The 15,910-nt window shown below is 60.9% G+C and carries 16 protein-coding genes and 1 riboswitch; of the genes, 10 read left to right on the top strand and 6 right to left on the bottom strand.

Annotated elements, in window-relative coordinates; all coding sequences use genetic code 11:
- Positions 1–25: 25 nt before the first annotated feature.
- From BOSE62_RS12945 to BOSE62_RS12935, 3 genes are read right to left on the bottom strand one after another with little or no spacing between them, the layout of a single operon-like run.
- Complete coding sequence (locus BOSE62_RS12945) at positions 26–901, bottom strand: class I SAM-dependent methyltransferase (RefSeq protein WP_159646875.1); 876 nt, start codon at positions 899–901, stop codon at positions 26–28.
- Between the two features lie 17 nt (positions 902–918).
- The gene (locus BOSE62_RS12940) at positions 919–1,317 is read right to left on the bottom strand and encodes an ArsR/SmtB family transcription factor (RefSeq protein ID WP_201295679.1); all 399 of its coding nucleotides are present in this window, start codon (positions 1,315–1,317) and stop codon (positions 919–921) included.
- The gene (locus BOSE62_RS12935; RefSeq protein WP_159646873.1) at positions 1,314–1,946 is read right to left on the bottom strand and encodes a peroxiredoxin; all 633 of its coding nucleotides are present in this window, start codon (positions 1,944–1,946) and stop codon (positions 1,314–1,316) included. Before BOSE62_RS12935 ends, BOSE62_RS12940 begins: the two co-directional genes overlap by 4 nt.
- A 99-nt stretch (positions 1,947–2,045) precedes the next feature.
- Between BOSE62_RS12935 and BOSE62_RS12930 the strand changes: the two genes are divergently transcribed.
- Genes BOSE62_RS12930 through BOSE62_RS12895 form a run of 8 tightly spaced genes read left to right on the top strand, consistent with a single transcriptional unit; the run spans position 2,046 to position 9,778 of the window.
- Positions 2,046–2,963 carry an MBL fold metallo-hydrolase gene (locus BOSE62_RS12930; protein ID WP_159646871.1) on the top strand — a complete coding sequence of 306 codons (918 nt, stop codon included), beginning with the start codon at positions 2,046–2,048 and terminating at the stop codon, positions 2,961–2,963.
- Positions 2,963–3,403: a YeeE/YedE family protein gene (locus tag BOSE62_RS12925; protein ID WP_159646869.1), complete on the top strand. Its 441-nt coding sequence runs from the start codon at positions 2,963–2,965 to the stop codon at positions 3,401–3,403. Before BOSE62_RS12930 ends, BOSE62_RS12925 begins: the two co-directional genes overlap by 1 nt.
- Positions 3,400–3,807 carry a DUF6691 family protein gene (locus BOSE62_RS12920; protein WP_159646867.1) on the top strand — a complete coding sequence of 136 codons (408 nt, stop codon included), beginning with the start codon at positions 3,400–3,402 and terminating at the stop codon, positions 3,805–3,807. Before BOSE62_RS12925 ends, BOSE62_RS12920 begins: the two co-directional genes overlap by 4 nt.
- Before the next feature lie 28 nt (positions 3,808–3,835).
- A complete protein-coding gene (locus BOSE62_RS12915) occupies positions 3,836–5,431 on the top strand; it encodes a bifunctional protein tyrosine phosphatase family protein/NAD(P)/FAD-dependent oxidoreductase (protein WP_159646865.1) in 1,596 nt (531 codons plus the stop codon).
- A gap of 9 nt (positions 5,432–5,440) precedes the next feature.
- Positions 5,441–7,210, top strand: coding sequence for a SulP family inorganic anion transporter (locus BOSE62_RS12910; RefSeq protein ID WP_159646863.1), 1,770 nt, complete (start codon positions 5,441–5,443; stop codon positions 7,208–7,210).
- Positions 7,207–8,628, top strand: a complete 1,422-nt coding sequence (locus tag BOSE62_RS12905; RefSeq protein ID WP_159646861.1) for a cytochrome ubiquinol oxidase subunit I — start codon at positions 7,207–7,209, stop codon at positions 8,626–8,628. Before BOSE62_RS12910 ends, BOSE62_RS12905 begins: the two co-directional genes overlap by 4 nt.
- The gene (gene cydB, locus BOSE62_RS12900) at positions 8,625–9,629 is read left to right on the top strand and encodes a cytochrome d ubiquinol oxidase subunit II (protein WP_159646859.1); all 1,005 of its coding nucleotides are present in this window, start codon (positions 8,625–8,627) and stop codon (positions 9,627–9,629) included. The genes BOSE62_RS12905 and cydB overlap by 4 nt, the downstream gene beginning before the upstream one ends.
- Positions 9,629–9,778, top strand: coding sequence for a DUF2474 family protein (locus BOSE62_RS12895; protein ID WP_159646857.1), 150 nt, complete (start codon positions 9,629–9,631; stop codon positions 9,776–9,778). Before cydB ends, BOSE62_RS12895 begins: the two co-directional genes overlap by 1 nt.
- Before the next feature lie 26 nt (positions 9,779–9,804).
- On the opposite strand, the gene polA is transcribed toward BOSE62_RS12895, so the two are convergent.
- Positions 9,805–12,609 carry a DNA polymerase I gene (gene polA / locus BOSE62_RS12890; RefSeq protein ID WP_159646856.1) on the bottom strand — a complete coding sequence of 935 codons (2,805 nt, stop codon included), beginning with the start codon at positions 12,607–12,609 and terminating at the stop codon, positions 9,805–9,807.
- 50 nt (positions 12,610–12,659) lie between these two features.
- Positions 12,660–13,496 (bottom strand): GGDEF domain-containing protein, encoded by an 837-nt coding sequence (locus tag BOSE62_RS12885; RefSeq protein WP_159646854.1) that lies wholly within the window; start codon positions 13,494–13,496, stop codon positions 12,660–12,662.
- Positions 13,497–13,830: 334 nt separating this feature from the next.
- On the opposite strand from BOSE62_RS12885, the gene BOSE62_RS12880 reads away from it, so the two are divergent.
- The gene (locus BOSE62_RS12880) at positions 13,831–14,247 is read left to right on the top strand and encodes an MAPEG family protein (protein WP_159646852.1); all 417 of its coding nucleotides are present in this window, start codon (positions 13,831–13,833) and stop codon (positions 14,245–14,247) included.
- A 27-nt stretch (positions 14,248–14,274) separates the two neighbouring features.
- Here the strand turns inward: BOSE62_RS12880 and BOSE62_RS12875 are convergent, their stop codons facing one another.
- Entirely contained in the window at positions 14,275–14,994 is a 720-nt protein-coding gene (locus BOSE62_RS12875; protein WP_159646850.1) for an energy transducer TonB, read from the bottom strand.
- 84 nt (positions 14,995–15,078) lie between these two features.
- Positions 15,079–15,164: riboswitch (ZMP/ZTP riboswitch) on the top strand.
- Positions 15,165–15,182: 18 nt separating this feature from the next.
- Between BOSE62_RS12875 and BOSE62_RS12870 the strand changes: the two genes are divergently transcribed.
- Positions 15,183–15,866 (top strand): DJ-1/PfpI family protein, encoded by a 684-nt coding sequence (locus BOSE62_RS12870; protein ID WP_159646848.1) that lies wholly within the window; start codon positions 15,183–15,185, stop codon positions 15,864–15,866.
- The last annotated feature ends 44 nt before the right edge of the window (positions 15,867–15,910 follow it).

Below are 15,910 nucleotides of genomic sequence, written 5' to 3'. Positions count from 1 at the left end.
CAATCACAGGCAAATCCGCGAGAAATCAGGCGGTGGCCGAGACCATCCAGACCTTGCCCTTCATCATCACGCCTTCGCCGGCTATATGATATTTCGCGAACAGGTCGGCCAGTTCCTTGCTGGCGGCTTCGATGACGGCCGCGCCCTTGTCGGCCAGCGCGCGACCGACGGCCATGGATGCGAAGGCAAATTCAACGGCCTTCTCCGGCGTTGCGCCGATCCCGCCGATCGGCTGAAGCGCTTCATAGCTGGCGACGTCGACATTGGTGAAACCGCTGCCGGCCAGAATCTCGCCGAGATAGTCCAGATCTTCAAAGGCAAACGGCCCCGGCGCGCGCGGCACCGCTGGCGGAATTTCGACATGGTTCCTGACAACGCCCATCATTTCCATCATCCAGAGATTGTCACGCGGCGGGCCCCAGACCGCCAGATCGATCCGCCCACCCTCGCGCAGCAGACCATGGAGATTCCGGAATGCGGAAACGGGGTCGTCAAAAAACATGCTGCCGAAGCGAGAGAAAAGCCGGTCGTAAGGCGCGTCCGCCAGTTGAACCGTAGCGGCGTCGGCACAGGTAAAGGCGATATTCCCGGCACCGGAATTGGCTGCCCGTTCCTGCGCTGCGGCGATGAGATCGGGTGAAATATCAAGGCCCATGACATTGCCGGATGGCGCGACCGCATCGGCGATCGCCAGCGTTGTGGCACCGCCGCCGCATCCCAGGTCGATCACTGTCGTCCCATCCTGATAGTCTGCGCGCGCCAGCAGGGCTTCGCCTATCGGTGCGATCATCTGCTCGAACAGCGAAAGATTGGCCAGCCATTTCAGTCCCATTTCACCGGCCCAGTCTTCCGGTTTCAGTTCTTCCGGCTTATCGCCCGGAGCGGTGGCTTCATCACCCATGCTGCTGTCCCTTCATGCTATAATATTTTCGCGAAACCCGCCGTTCCTGTTCCGGTTTCTGCCTTTTTTACCGGCGTGCCGGTCTTCGTTACAGCTTCGAATATCTGCTGTGGATCGGCATCATCGGTCAGCAGAGCCTCCATCGTCCGCACACAGAGGCGCGAGGCATCATCGGCAAGATCATACCAGATCTGCTTGCCCTCGCGGCGGGTTTTCACGACATCCGCCTGCCGCAAGGCAGCGAGCTGCTGGCTGAGTGCCGGCTGGCCAATGCCCGTCGCGGCATCGATTTCGCTGACGCTGCGTTCGCCGCGCAGCAGAAAGGACAGGATCATCAGCCGCTGCGGCTGCGCGAAGATTTTCAGCTTCTCGGTCGCGGCATCGGCGCGGTCTCGGCTTTCGTAAATGGCCGTCACGGGGCTTTCACTTTTCGGCAGAACCAGTCATCCTCCCGGTCGATATCCGTCGGCGACAGCGGCGGTATTTGCAGCACATCATCGCCGGGCTGCCACCCTTCCGGAACCAGGACATCCGCCTTGTCGGCAAGTTGCAGGGCGGCAAGCAGGCGCACCATCTCGTCAACCGAACGTCCGACATTGTGCGGATAGCAGGTGGACGCGCGGATCACGCCCTCCGGATCGATAAAATAGCTTGCGCGCATCGCGGCGGAATCGGCGGCGGTTTCATCTATCATCCCGAAAGCGCGGCCGACCGCCATGCTCGGGTCCTCGACAATCGGAAAAGGGATGTTGACCCCGAACCTGTCCTCGATCGCCCGGACCCAGGCGAGATGGGAATAGAGGCTGTCCACCGACAGGCCCAGCAAGGCGCAGTCCATCGCTTCAAACTGGTCCTGATGACGGGCGAGGGCAACGAATTCTGTGGTGCAGACCGGCGTGAAATCGGCGGGATGAGAAAAGAAGATCAACCACCGGCCGCGATAATCGGACAATTTTGCCGGACCATGGGTTGTGCGCGCCTGAAAGTCCGGGGCGACATCCCCGATACGCAATGATCCTGACTTTATCTGCAACGCGTCTGACATTTATTTCACCTCTCGCCGGAATTGGCAGCCTTGGCATATTGACGCAACACATATAATGTATTACATAGTTTATGTAAATATGAATTTGAGGAATTACCTATGACTGATTCGGCACTGATTCATGCAACAGATCAAATTTCCCGCGCGCAGCAGCACATCCCCGTTATCAAGGCTTTTTTCGACCAGCCGACCTTCACGGTGACCTATGTCGTGCACGACAAGGAGACGAAATGCGCCGCCATCATCGACAGCGTATTCGATTTCGACCCGGCTTCCGGCCGGACTTCCTTCGAGTCCGCCGACGAGGTGATTGCCTATGTCGAGGAGCAGGGCCTGACGGTCCAGTGGCTGCTCGAAACCCATGCCCATGCCGACCATCTGTCGGCTGCGCCCTATCTGCAGGAGAAGCTCGGCGGCAAGATTGCCATTGGCGAGCATATCGTGACGGTACAGGACGTTTTCGGCAAATTGTTCAACGCCGGAACCGAGTTCCAGCGCGACGGATCGGATTTTGACCGGCTGTTCGCTGATGGCGATACGTTCAAGATCGGCAATCTCGATGTAACGGTGATGCACGTGCCCGGCCATACGCCGGCGGATATTGCTTATGTCGTCGGCGATGCGGTCTTTGTCGGCGACACGATGTTCATGCCGGACTACGGGACCGCCCGGGCCGATTTCCCCGGTGGTGACGCTCGTCAGCTTTACCGGTCGATGCGGCGCCTGTTGTCGTTGCCCGAAACCACCCGCCTGTTCATGTGCCACGACTATCTGCCGGAGGGTCGCGACGAATATGTGTGGGAAACCACCGTGGCAGAACAGCGGAAGCATAATATCCATGCCCATGACGGCGTGACCGAGGATGAATTTGTCAAAATGCGGACCGAACGCGACAAGACGCTGAATATGCCGCGGCTGATCCTGCCCTCGGTACAGGTCAACATGCGGGCCGGCCATCTGCCGCCCGAGGAAGACAATGGCGTGCGCTACCTCAAAGTTCCGTTGAACGGCGTCTGATGCTCGCAGCCTTTTCCCACGCCATGCCGCTGGAGGGCCTGATCGGCGGACTGATGATCGGTGTCGCCGCCGCCGTGATGCTGCTTGGCCTCGGTCGTATCGCCGGGGTCAGCGGACTGGCGGCGCGCGCCACCGGCATTGCCGACAGCGGTGCGCCGCGTGGCATAGCCATCGCCTTTGTTATTGGCCTACCGCTGGGAGCCTTCATAATCGCCCAGCTCACCGGCGGGATCGAGACCCGCTTTCCGCCCTCGGTCATTCCGCTGGTCATCGGCGGCCTGCTGGTCGGCTATGGCACGCGGCTTGGTTCGGGGTGCACCAGCGGCCACGGTGTCTGCGGCATGTCGCGCCTGTCCCCGCGCTCCTTGATCGCCACGGCCATCTTCATGGCCAGCGGCTTTGTCACGGTCGCGCTGATGCGCGCAGGAGGCTTGCTATGAAGCAGATTTTGATAGCCCTTTTTGCCGGAGCCCTGTTCGGTGCGGGTCTGGCCTTCTCGGGCATGGCCGATCCGGCGCGGGTCCAGGGCTTTCTCGATCTTTTCGGTCGCTGGGACCCGACCCTCGCCTTTGTCATGGGTGGCGCGATGATCCCGATGGCCATTGCCTGGATCCTCCAGCGGCGGCTCGACAAGCCCTTTGCCGACGCGCATTTCTCGCTGCCCGGCACCACGCTGATCGACCGTAAACTGACCATCGGCGCGGTGCTGTTTGGCACCGGCTGGGGAATCAGCGGCCTTTGCCCGGGACCGGGTCTGACCGATCTGGCGATCAACCCACTGCCCGCCCTGGCCTTCGTCGGCGCGTTGCTGGCCGGCATGATCGCGCACCGGGTGACAAGTTAAGCAGAGACACGATAGTGAAGGATGTCCAATGACGAGCAAGCCAGAAATCACGAAGTTGAACGACGCCGTTAGCGTATCGCCGCAGCTCGGACTTGACGATGTCACGGCATTGGCAAAAGCCGGTTTCAAATCGATCATCTGCAACCGGCCCGACGAGGAAGAAGGCGACCATCCCGGTTCTGCCGCCGTGTCGGAGGCCGCGAAAAAGGCTGGCCTGCAGTTCGCATATGTCCCGGCCGTGTCAGGCGCGATCACCGATCAGGACGGCGAGAAAATGGCCGCAGCGCTGGCTGGCCTGCCCGCTCCCGTCCTCGCATATTGCCGTTCCGGTACCCGGTCTACAAAACTGACAGAGATGGCGCAGGCCAAAACAGAGAAAACTCCATCAAAATCCAGCCGCTTCAACGTCGTCATCGTCGGCGGCGGATCGGCTGGGATTGCAACCGCCGCCAGCATGCTCAAGCGGAACAAGACTATCTCGCTCGCGATCATCGACCCGTCCGACGACCATTATTACCAGCCCGGCTGGACCATGGTGGGCGGCGGCGCCTTTTCCGCTGAATTCACTCATCGCAAGGAAAAGGACCTGATCCCGGCCCGCGCGCAGTGGATCCAGTCGGCCGTCCGTTCCTTCGATCCCGAGAATAACGCGGTCCACACCGCCGACGGACAGCAAATCGGCTATGAAGTGCTGATCGTTTGTCCGGGTATCGAGCTGGACTGGGAGGCGATTGACGGCCTGACCGAGACACTCGGCCAAAACGGTGTCACGTCCAATTACCGCTTCGATCTCGCGCCCTATACCTATCGGCTGGTCAAGGACATGACCGGCGGGACCGCTCTGTTCACCCAACCGCCGATGCCGATCAAATGCGCGGGGGCGCCGCAGAAGGCGATGTATCTGTCCTGCAGCAAGTGGGAAAAACAGGGCGTGCTGGGCGATATCGATGTGCAGTTCCACAACACCGGCGCGGCGCTGTTCGGCGTGAAGGAATATGTGCCGGCGTTGATGGAATATATTGATCGATATAATGCCCATCTCAACCTCGAATCGCAGCTGGTCGCGGTCGACGGACCGGCACGGATTGCCACTTTCGAACAGAAGCGTGGCGACACAAACAAACGCGTCGAAGTGAAATTCGATATGCTCCATGTCGTACCGCCGCAGCGGGCTCCCGGCTTTGTCCGGTCCAGCCCGCTGGCCGCCGACAGCGGTTTTGTCGAAGTTGATCCCGCCACGTTACGACACACGAAATATACCAATATATTTTCGCTCGGCGATGCCTGTAACGCGCCCAATGCCAAGACCATGGCCGCCGTGCGCAAACAGGCCCCGGTGGTTGCCGTCAACGCGCTTGCCGCACTGGAGGGCAAGCCGCCGATTGCCGACTATAATGGCTATGGCAGCTGCCCGCTGACGGTCGAGCGCGGCAAGGTGGTGCTCGCCGAATTCGGCTATGGCGGCAAATTGCTGCCGAGTTTCCCCAACTGGCTGATCGACGGTACAAGGCCCTCGCGATTGTCCTGGCTGCTCAAGGACACGATCCTGCCGCCGGTCTACTGGCACGGCATGCTCAAGGGCCGCGAATGGATGGTCAAGCCGCACCGGATTGGTGCGGACTAAGACGGTCCTATGAAAGTCGCCCGCTATTTGCCGATCCTCGATTGGGGCAGCCGCTATAACAGCACAACGCTGACCAATGACGGCGTCGCCGCGATCATCGTCACGATCATGCTGATCCCGCAGAGCCTGGCCTATGCCATGCTTGCGGGACTGCCGCCCGAAATCGGCCTCTATGCCTCGATTCTGCCGTTAATCGCCTATGCGATATTCGGGACCAGCCGGACCTTGGCGGTCGGACCGGTGGCGGTGGTGTCGCTGATGACCCTGACCGCCGCCAGCGCCATTGCGCCTCCCGGCAGCGCCGACTTCATTGCCGCCGCTCTGGTACTGGCGCTGCTGTCGGGCCTGTTCCTCCTGCTTCTCGGCATATTCAAGCTCGGCTTTCTCGCCAATCTGCTCTCCCATCCGGTGGTGTCGGGTTTCATCACCGCCAGCGGCATCATCATCGCGACCAGCCAGCTGAAATCGATTTTCGGGATCAAGGCGAGCGGGGCGGCCATGCCCGAACTGCTGTCGAGCATCGCCGCAACCATCGGCACCACCAATATCCCGACCTTGATCATCGGCATCTCGGCGACCGCCTTTCTCTTCTGGGTCCGCAAGGGGCTAAAGCCGCTGCTGATGCGGATCGGCATTCCCGCGCGCCCGGCGGAGCTGCTGGCCAAGGCCGGGCCGATTGCCGCCGTTGCTGTTTCGACCATCGCCACGATATTGTTCGATCTGGAGGCCAAGGGAGTCAGCGTGGTGGGCGATATTCCGCAGAGCCTGCCGCCCTTCTCGGTTCCGCTGCTCGATCTGGAGCTTTGGAAAACGCTGGCGATACCGGCGTTGCTGCTCAGCATCATCGGCTTTGTCGAATCCGTGTCGGTCGGCCAGACCTTGGCCGCCAAGCGCCGCCAGCGCATCGACCCGGATCAGGAATTGATCGGTCTCGGTGCCGCCAATATCTCGGCAGCTTTTTCCGGCGGCTATCCGGTCACCGGCGGCTTTGCCCGCTCGGTGGTGAATTTCGATGCCGGAGCCGAAACGCCCGCCGCAGGAGCCTTCACCGCGGTCGGCATCGCATTGGCAGCGCTGTTTCTTACGCCGCTGCTCGCTTCCCTTCCCATCGCCACGCTGGCCGCAACCATCATCGTGGCTGTGCTCAGCCTGGTCGACTTCAAGACGCCGCGGACGATCTGGCGCTATTCGAAAATGGATTTTGCCGCCATGGCAGCGACCATCATTGTCACTCTGCTCGCCGGCGTCGAGCCGGGCGTCATCGCGGGCGTCGGCCTTAGCCTCGCGCTGTTCCTGTGGCGCAGCTCGCGGCCCCATGCCGCCATCGTCGGCCGGGTCCCCGAGACCGAGCATTTCCGCAACGTCAACCGGCACAAGGTGTTCACCGATCCCCGCATCCTGACCATCCGGATCGACGAGAGCCTGACCTATCTCAACGCGCGCTGGCTCGAGGAATTCATCCTCGAACAGGTCGCCGAGCAGAAAAGCGTCCGCCACGTCATCCTGATGTGCTCGGCGGTCAACGCGATCGATGCCTCCGCGCTGGAAAGCATCGAGGCGATCAACCACCGTCTGGCGGACGGCGGCATCTCGCTGCATCTCTCGGAGGTCAAGGGACCGGTGATGGACGCGCTGAAGCGCTCGCATTTTCTCGAGCAGCTCTCCGGGCAGGTTTTTCTTTCGCAGAACGAAGCTTATACTGCGATTATTGCAATTGCGGAAAACGAAGATAACGCCGACACTGATATTGATATTTGGAAGGCAAGAGGCCTGATATGATCGACAATGAACTCGCAATTCTTCTGGCGAGGGTGCAATTCGCCTTCACCGTCAGTTTCCACTTTCTGTTTCCTGCCTTCACCATCGGCATCGCCAGCTATCTCGCGGTGCTGGAAGGGCTGTGGCTGAAAACCGACAAGGGCGTCTACGCCAATCTCTACCGCTACTGGCTGAAGATTTTCGCCGTCGTCTTCGCCATGGGCGTGGTCTCGGGAATCGTCATGTCCTACCAGTTCGGCACCAACTGGTCGGTCTTCTCCGACAAGGCCGGGCCTATCATCGGCCCCCTCATGGCCTATGAAGTGCTGACCGCCTTTTTCCTCGAAGCCGGTTTTCTCGGGGTCATGCTGTTCGGGATCAACAAGGTCGGCCGCAAGCTGCACTTCGTCGCGACGCTGGCCGTTGCCATCGGCACCTTTATCTCCGCCTTCTGGATCCTCTCGGTGAACAGCTGGATGCAGACGCCGGTCGGCTATGCGATCAATGATGTCGGCCAGTTCGTGCCCGCGGCGGGCTGGTGGGATATCGTCTGGAACCCCAGCTTCCCCTACCGCCTGGTGCACACGGTGCTGGCCGCCTATCTGACCACCGCCTTTGCGGTCGGCGCGGTCGGGGCCTGGCATCTGTTGAAAGACAAGACCAACCCCGGCGCGCGCAAAATGTTCTCCATGGCGATGTGGATGGCGGCGCTGGTCGCCCCGACCCAGATATTCATGGGCGACCTGCACGGGCTCAACACGCTCGAGCATCAGCCGGCCAAGGTCATGGCGATGGAAGGCCATTATGAAAGCCATCCCGATGGCGCGCCGCTGATCCTGTTCGGCGTTCCCAACAGCGAGGAAAAGCGGGTCGACTATGCTATCGAGATACCGAAGGCCTCGTCGCTGATTCTCAAACATGACCTGAATGCGCCGCTGGCCGGGCTGGACACGATTCCCGAAGCCGACCAGCCACCCGTCGGTATCGTCTTCTGGGCGTTCCGGATCATGGTCGGTCTCGGCTTTGCCATGCTCGGCATCGGTCTGTGGAGCCTGCTCGCCCGGACGCGCAAGAAGCTCTATGACTGGACCTGGCTGCACCGCGCCGCGCTGGTGATGGGGCCGTCGGGCTTCATCGCCGTGCTCGCCGGCTGGGTGACGACGGAAGTCGGTCGCCAGCCGTTCACCATCTATGGCCTGCTGCGGACCAGCGAGAGCGCCGCGCCGCTGGACGCGCCGGCCGTCGCTATGTCGCTGCTCGCCTTTGTCGCGGTCTATTTCATCGTCTTCGGCGCCGGCATCGTCTACATCTTCAAGCTGGCGGCGAAAACACCCGAGGCGCACGAACCGGCGCCCGACGACGCGCCGATCCGTTCGGCCGGCATCACCCCGGCGGCGGCGGTGCTCGAAGGGGATCATGAGGAAGGAGCAGCGTCATGAACGGGTTCGACCTGACTGTCATCTGGGCGGGCATCATCGCCTTTGCCGTGGTCGTCTATGTGATCATGGATGGCTTTGATCTCGGCATCGGCATCTTGTTTCCCAATTTCAAGGTGGGAACGGACCGCGACACGGCGATAAACAGCATCGCGCCGGTCTGGGACGGCAATGAGACCTGGCTGGTGCTCGGCGGCGGCGGCCTCTTGGCGGCTTTCCCGCTTGCCTATGCGATCGTTCTCCCGGCGCTCTACGCGCCTTTGATCGCCATGCTGCTCGGTTTGGTCCTGCGCGGCGTGGCCTTCGAGTTCCGCTGGCGCGATCCGTCGCACCGGGCGCGCTGGGACTTCGCCTTTACCGCCGGATCGGTGATCGCGACCTTTGCCCAAGGCGTCACCCTCGGCGCCCTCTTGCAGGGCATCACGGTCGAAGGCCGCGCTTACGCCGGCGGCTGGTGGGAATGGCTGACCCCGTTCAGCATATTGACCGGCTTTGCGCTGCTGGCCGGCTATGCGCTGCTCGGCTGCTGCTGGCTGATCTGGAAGACCGAAGGCGCGCTGCAGCGCCAGTGCTACAGCTATGCTGGCCGGCTCGGCATCTTGCTGTTGATCGCCATCATCGCCGTCAGCGCCGCCACGCCCTTTCTCGAGGAAGAATATTATACCCGCTGGCTCGCCTATCCCGGCGTTATCGCCACCGCGCAGATCCCGCTGGCGACGCTGGTCATTTCAGTGCTCTATTTCCGCAGCCTGTCAAAAAAGCAGGAAGCCGCGCCCTTTTTCTATGCGCTGGGTCTGTTCGGCCTGAGCCTGGTCGGCCTTGGCGTGTCGATGTGGCCCGACGTCATTCCCGGCCGGATCACCATCTGGGAAGCGGCTGCTCCCTACGAAAGCCAGCTGTTCATGCTGGTCGGCGCGGGCATCATGGTCCCGGTCATTCTCGCCTACACCGCCTGGGCCTATTGGGTGTTCCGCGGCAAGGTCGGATCGGAAGGTTACCATTAATGGCTTTTGATCCGCTCTCTCCCGACGGCAAAAGCGCCGACGGCGCGCCCTTGCCCAAGCGCCTGCTCTGGATGCTCGCTTATTGGGCGATGGGGGTGCTGGCCGTCGGTACGGTCGGCTATTTCATCCGCTTCTGGATAAAGACCTGACGCATCGTCGGGGTCCAGTCAGTCGCCTAGTGCGCCTCGTCCCAGCTTTTGCCGGTCCCGATATCCACGTCGAGCGGCACCGATAGTTTCACCGCCGGTTCCGCCGCGCCGGACATGACCGTGCGGATCACCGCACTGGCGGCCTCCACGTCACTCTCCGGCAGTTCGAAGACCAGTTCGTCGTGGACCTGCATCAGCATCCGGACCTTATCCAGTCCCGCCTCGGCCAGCGCAGGCAGCATGCGTGCCATCGCGCGCTTGATGATGTCGGCGCTGGTGCCCTGGATCGGCGCGTTGATCGCGGCGCGTTCGCTGCCCTGCCGTTCGGCCTGGTTGGGCGATTTGATCCGCTCGAACCACGTCTTGCGACCGAACAAAGTCTCGGTATAGCCAGTCTCGCGGACCGATTGCAGCGTCCGCGAGATATATTGGTTGATGCCCGGGAAACGCTCGAAATAGGTGTCGATCATTGCCTGCGCTTCGTCCGCATCGACCTCAAGCCGCTTGGCCAGCCCCCAACGCGAAATGCCATAGAGTATGGCGAAATTGATCGTCTTGGCACGGGCGCGGGCGTCCCGGTCTTCGGCGCCAAACAGCTCGCGCGCCGTGCGGTTATGGATATCCTCGCCATTGGCAAAGGCTTCCTTCAGCGTCTCCACATCGGCGATATGCGCCGCCAGCCGCAGTTCGATCTGGCTATAGTCGGCGGCGAGAATGACATTGCCGGGCGCGGCCACGAAAGCCTGCCTGATCTGCCGGCCGATCTCGGTGCGGATCGGGATATTCTGCAGATTCGGTTCGGTCGAGGATAGGCGCCCGGTCTGCGCGCCGCTCAGGCTGTAGGAAGTGTGCACCCGTCCGGTTTCCGGATTGATCTGCTCCTGCAGCGCATCGGTATAGGTGGATTTCAGCTTCGCCAGCTGGCGCCAGTCGACGACCTTCTGGGCGATCGGTTCGCCGTCGCCGGCCAGCCGCTCGAGCACCGTGACATCGGTCGAATATTGCCCCGACTTGCCCTTCTTGCCGCCCTTCAGGCCAAGCTTGCCGAACAGGATTTCACCAAGCTGCTTGGGACTGCCAATGGAAAAGGATTCGCCGGCCAGTTCGTGAATTTGTGCTTCCAGCTTTTCCATTTCCTCGGCAAAGGTCTTGGACAATCGCGCCAGTTCCTCGCGGTCGACCAGCACGCCGGCGGCCTCCATCCCGGCGATCACCGGCACCAGCGGACGGTCGACCATCTGATAGACACGCGTCGCCCGTTCCGGGACCATCCGCAGGCGCAATATTTCCCACAGGCGCAGCGTGACATCGGCGTCCTCCGCGCCATATTCGGTAGCCTTGTCGAGCGGCACTTCGGCGAAACCGATCGCCTTCTTGCCGGTGCCGGTGAGCGATTTGAAGCTGATACATTCATGGCCGAGATGCATCTTGCTGAGCTCGTCCATGCCATGGCCGTGCAGGCCAGCATCGAGATTGAAGCTCATCACCAATGTGTCGTCAAAAGGCGCGATCCGGATATCATGTTGCGCCAGCACACCCATGTCATATTTCAGATTCTGCCCGACTTTCAGCACCGCATCGTCCTCGAGCAGCGGCTTGAGCCGCGCCAGCGCATCCTCCAGCCCGATTTGCTGCGGCGTCTCGCCGAACATGTCGCCGCTGCCATGGCCAAGCGGGATATAGCAGGCCTCGTTCGGACCCATGGCCAGACAGACGCCGATGATACGGGCGGTCACGCTCTCCAGACTGTCTGTTTCCAGATCCACCGCGCAGACACCTTGCGCCGTCGCCCGCGCGATCCACTGATCCAGCGTATCGATGTCCTGCACGCATGCATATGTGCTGCGGTCAATCGCCGGTACGTCCGGCAATTTTGCGGCAACCGGAGTGCCGGCTTCATCGTCAACATCGGGATTCTGCGGTTCGGCATGGCCCTCGCCACCCAATTTTCGGAGCAGGCTGTTGAACCCGTGATCCACCAGAAACTCGCGCAACGGTGCGTCGGGAATATCCTGGATCAGGAAGCTTTCGAGCGTATCGGGCAGCGGGCAATCGTCGCGCAGGGTCACCAGCTCGCGCGACAGTCGCGCCTGATCGGCAAATTCGAGCAGATTCTCGCGCATCTTGGATTTCTTCATTTCCGGCGCGGCGGCGAGAACGCTTTCGATATCGCCATATTCGTTGATCAATTTGGACGCCGTCTTCGGTCCGATGCCCGGTACGCCAGGAATATTGTCCGAACTGTCGCCCATCAAGCCCAGCACATCGCCAAGCTTCTCCGGACCGACGCCGAATTTCTCCTCGACCGTGGCGCGGTTCATTCGGGCATTTTTCATCGTATCGAGCATGTCGACCCGGCTCTCGTCATCGGGCTCGATCAGCTGCATCAGATCCTTGTCGGACGAAACAATCGTAACCTTCCAGCCCTCGGCCAGGGCGGCCTTGGTATAAGAGGCGATCATGTCATCGGCCTCGACATTTTCTTCCTCGATCAAGGGCAACGAGAAAGCGCGCGTGGCATCGCGGATCATCGGAAATTGCGGCTTCAGATCCTCCGGAGCTTCCGGACGATTGGCCTTATACTGGTCGTAAAGATCGTTGCGGAAACTGGTGCCCGCCTTGTCCAGCACCACCGCCATATGGGTCGGGCCATCGGCCTTGTTGAGCTCGTCGGCGAGCTTCCACAACATCGTCGTATAGCCATAGACCGCGCCGACCGGTTCGCCGCGCACATTGGTCAGCGGCGGCAGGCGGTGATAGGCGCGGAAAATATAGGCCGAGCCATCAACGAGATAGAGGTGATTGGGTTTGCTGTCTGTAGGGTCCGTCATGGCTGCAAGCACTAGCAGCGCCAGCCGTCCCCGTCATTTCAAATTCTGCATCAGCGGAAATTTGAATGGGCGACAAATGGTTTGAAATCCCGGGCCCGGTCATGAACGGGGCGCGGCTTGGCAATCATACCCGGTTCGAATAGCGCCACCTGGTTGCGCCCACGCCGTTTGGCGGTAAACAGCGCGGTATCCGCATTGCCCATCAGCGCTGCACGGTCCTGATGCGACGCAATGTCCGTAACGCCGATGCTGACGGTGATCACATGGCGCATTTTGTGATGGGGTTCGAAAATCGTATTCTCGATCTCGTGCCGGATGATCTCGCCGATGATCTGCCCTTCCGATGCGCTGGTGTCGGGGAGGAAAATGCCGAACTCCTCGCCACCGATGCGGCCGACCACATCATTTGTGCGCAGGATCCACCGGAACACACTGCCCAGCAGGATCAACGCCTCATCGCCGATCGGATGGCCGAAATTGTCGTTGATTTTCTTGAAATGGTCGACGTCGACAATCATCAGCACATTGGACTGGTTTCTGACCCGCAAGGCCTCCATTCGGCTGAAAAAACTGTCCCGGCTGAGCAGGCCGGTCAGGCCGTCGAAATTGGCACGCTGTTCAAGCGCCTTGTTTGCCTGCCGCAGATCGGTGCGCGCTTCCCTGAGGCGGTTGGTCAGCTGGACAAGTTTGAACCGCTGTTTCGACATATAGAGACCCAGCGGGATGGTGATCGCCCAGGGGATCAGAAACGCCATGTTGATCGCCGACCAGAACCGGTTGTCCATGCCAAAGAACAGCAGATAGATGATCCCGGTGAACGCAACGGACAATAATGCAGCGATCGCCGAAAGGATGGCGGTTTGTCGGACAGGCGACAAGCTGGACATTCTTGTGTTCATGGAACGGACCCATAATCAACATATATTGAGCCGCTGTGCAGATGCATGGTTAACGTGATGGTCTTCATTGGCGCAAAGACTGTTCCTATCTGGGGCACAGCCGCTCCGTGACAGCTGCCTGACCGTGTATAAACCGGCAGAATCCTTTGCCTTCCAGTCCATTGTCGCGCATCAGCGTCCAGGCGAAACCCGTCTGCGCGCACCGGCCGGACAGGCCATCGGCCGCTTTAAATCATGCTCGTTTCGCCGATAAAAATCGTGTCACGCCTTGTGCTCCGGCACGGCTTCCCTGAAGAAGGAAGCGCCGATCCGGAGAATGCCCATGACCATACCGATTATCGCCGCCTTTGCAGGTGCCTTGCTTGTCATTTTGCAGGCAATCCTGATGCTCCCGGTCGCTATGCACCGCATTCGCAACCGCATTGCATTGGGCACGGGCGACGATCCGGTGCTGGAGCGCAAGGTCCGGCGTCACGGCAATCTCGCCGAAAATGCCGCGCTGTTCATCGTCGTGCTGGCGCTGGCGGAAATGACCGTGGTGCCCAATGATGTCGTGAGAAATATCGCAATAATCTTCCTCGCCGGCCGTATTCTGCACGCCATTGCCCTGTCGACGGTTTCCGGATCGCATGGCGCTGACACCGGCAAGATTTTTCAGGCGTTCAGAGCGATCGGGGCATTCACTACCTTTGGCGGCTTCCTCGTGCTGGGCGGTTATATCCTCGCCGGCCTGTTCTAGCCATGAGTGTCCAGGATGCAGGCGGGTTCAGTCCGCCCGCTGTGGTCCGCGCCCGTCCTGCCACCATTCCTGCAACCAGCCATAGGGGCGCGCCACTGCCCGGCCCTGTCGATCACGCGCCGGTTCAAAGCGAAAACGCTGTTCAATCAGCTTGCAAGTGGTGGCATCAAGGGTGGCGTGACCACTGGATTGGTGAATCCGGCAGTCGCTTGCCCGGCCATCGGCGCCGACGGTGAAATGGGCCACCACATTGCCCCGATTCCCGGATTGCCAAACGGATCGCGGTATATCCCTGCGGCTGATCGCGCCGGACAGATAGCGCGGTCCGGAAACGATACCGCCACCGCCATAGCCATTACCCTTTCCACCGCTTCCGAAGCCGGGCCCGGCCTGATCGGAAGCACCGGCGCTGGCTTCCTCTCCCAGTCCGGCAACCGGCGCGGCAATCACCGGCGATTCTATCTTGAGTTTGATCTCCGGTATCGGCGCCACAATCTGGGTCGGCGCAGCCTGCAGATTTTCCGGCGAGTTTGCCTCTTGCACGGCTTCCGCCGGCTTCTCGGTGGGGGCTGGCTCCGGTGGTAGCGGCGGTGTGACATTGATGACCGTGAAACTTGCGGTCACGGTCTTTGCGACGTCCATGCCCATAGCGCTGACTAGCGCATAGCCGATCGCGACATGAATGAAGATCACGCCCGTCATGGATTTGGTGCGCTGCCGCCAGCCGGTTTCCGCCACATAGTTCATGCAGCCTATCTAGCATGGGATGCATGAATACATTCTGGCCGGCGCCGGTTCCGGTTTGGTGCCGAGCGTAATTTCTGGTATACCGGCCCTGTTCGTGACTGGCGAGATCAGGATGGCTTACCATCGGGGAGCGGACGAATTTTCAAAAGCCGATCGCCTGGGCGCCTCTCGAACTTTGGAGCAGCCCCATGACCGACGGTCCGAAACCCTTTCACATCGTCTTCCTGCTGTTTGACGGCATCACCCAGCTTGATTTCACAGGGCCAGCGCAGGTGCTTTGCCGAATTCCCGGCGCCGTCGTTCACACAGCAGTGAAAGAAATCAAGCCGATACAGACAGACAGCGGTTTCGCCATTGTCCCCTCGACCGATCTCACCGACTGCCCGCAAGCCGACCTGCTGTGCGTGCCCGGCGGTTTCGGCACCCGGGATGTCATTCAGGACGAAGCCACGCTGCAATTCTTGCGCGATCAGGGTGCCGAAGCCCGATATGTCACCTCGGTATGCACCGGTTCGCTGGCGCTCGGCGCGGCAGGGCTGCTGGAGGGCAGGCGCGCGACCAGCCATTGGGCCTATACCGGTCTGCTGGAGAAATTCGGTGCAACATACGAAAAAGCGCGGGTGGTCAAGGATGGCAATATCATCACCGCCGGCGGGGTAACCTCGGGCATCGACTTCGCCCTGACCGTGGTGGCGGAAATCGCCGGACAGCAATGGGCCGAATCAACCCAGCTCAGCCTCGAATATGATCCGCACCCGCCGTTCGGCAGCGGCCACCCCGACGTCGCCGATCCCGATCTGCTCGCTGCCCTGCTGGACCGTGTCTATGAAAAGGCGGCCCGGGAACTGGCCGACATTATTGATAGGCCATAGGTCCGGAATTTCCTTTTCCGCTGCGCCGCTTATCGCGTAAGCGC

Source organism: Sphingorhabdus sp. 109 (assembly GCF_902506555.1).
Classification (GTDB): domain Bacteria; phylum Pseudomonadota; class Alphaproteobacteria; order Sphingomonadales; family Sphingomonadaceae; genus Parasphingorhabdus.
Note: the sequence above shows the minus strand (reverse complement) of the source record. Positions and strands in the feature narration are given on the sequence as shown.

Bases quoted from the DNA above. Each gene is read 5' to 3' on its own strand.
- BOSE62_RS12920 (WP_159646867.1), top strand. From the start codon at position 3,400: ATGAAGCAGATTTTGATAGCCCTTTTTGCCGGAGCCCTGTTCGGTGCG.
- BOSE62_RS12915 (WP_159646865.1), top strand. From the start codon at position 3,836: ATGACGAGCAAGCCAGAAATCACGAAGTTGAACGACGCCGTTAGCGTA.
- cydB (WP_159646859.1), top strand. From the start codon at position 8,625: ATGAACGGGTTCGACCTGACTGTCATCTGGGCGGGCATCATCGCCTTT.
- BOSE62_RS12945 (WP_159646875.1), bottom strand. From the start codon at position 901: ATGGGTGATGAAGCCACCGCTCCGGGCGATAAGCCGGAAGAACTGAAA.
- BOSE62_RS12925 (WP_159646869.1), top strand. From the start codon at position 2,963: ATGCTCGCAGCCTTTTCCCACGCCATGCCGCTGGAGGGCCTGATCGGC.
- BOSE62_RS12895 (WP_159646857.1), top strand. From the start codon at position 9,629: ATGGCTTTTGATCCGCTCTCTCCCGACGGCAAAAGCGCCGACGGCGCG.
- BOSE62_RS12870 (WP_159646848.1), top strand. From the start codon at position 15,183: ATGACCGACGGTCCGAAACCCTTTCACATCGTCTTCCTGCTGTTTGAC.
- polA (WP_159646856.1), bottom strand. From the start codon at position 12,609: ATGACGGACCCTACAGACAGCAAACCCAATCACCTCTATCTCGTTGAT.
- BOSE62_RS12880 (WP_159646852.1), top strand. From the start codon at position 13,831: ATGACCATACCGATTATCGCCGCCTTTGCAGGTGCCTTGCTTGTCATT.
- BOSE62_RS12875 (WP_159646850.1), bottom strand. From the start codon at position 14,994: ATGAACTATGTGGCGGAAACCGGCTGGCGGCAGCGCACCAAATCCATG.
- BOSE62_RS12885 (WP_159646854.1), bottom strand. From the start codon at position 13,496: ATGTCCAGCTTGTCGCCTGTCCGACAAACCGCCATCCTTTCGGCGATC.
- BOSE62_RS12935 (WP_159646873.1), bottom strand. From the start codon at position 1,946: ATGTCAGACGCGTTGCAGATAAAGTCAGGATCATTGCGTATCGGGGAT.
- BOSE62_RS12930 (WP_159646871.1), top strand. From the start codon at position 2,046: ATGACTGATTCGGCACTGATTCATGCAACAGATCAAATTTCCCGCGCG.
- BOSE62_RS12910 (WP_159646863.1), top strand. From the start codon at position 5,441: ATGAAAGTCGCCCGCTATTTGCCGATCCTCGATTGGGGCAGCCGCTAT.
- BOSE62_RS12905 (WP_159646861.1), top strand. From the start codon at position 7,207: ATGATCGACAATGAACTCGCAATTCTTCTGGCGAGGGTGCAATTCGCC.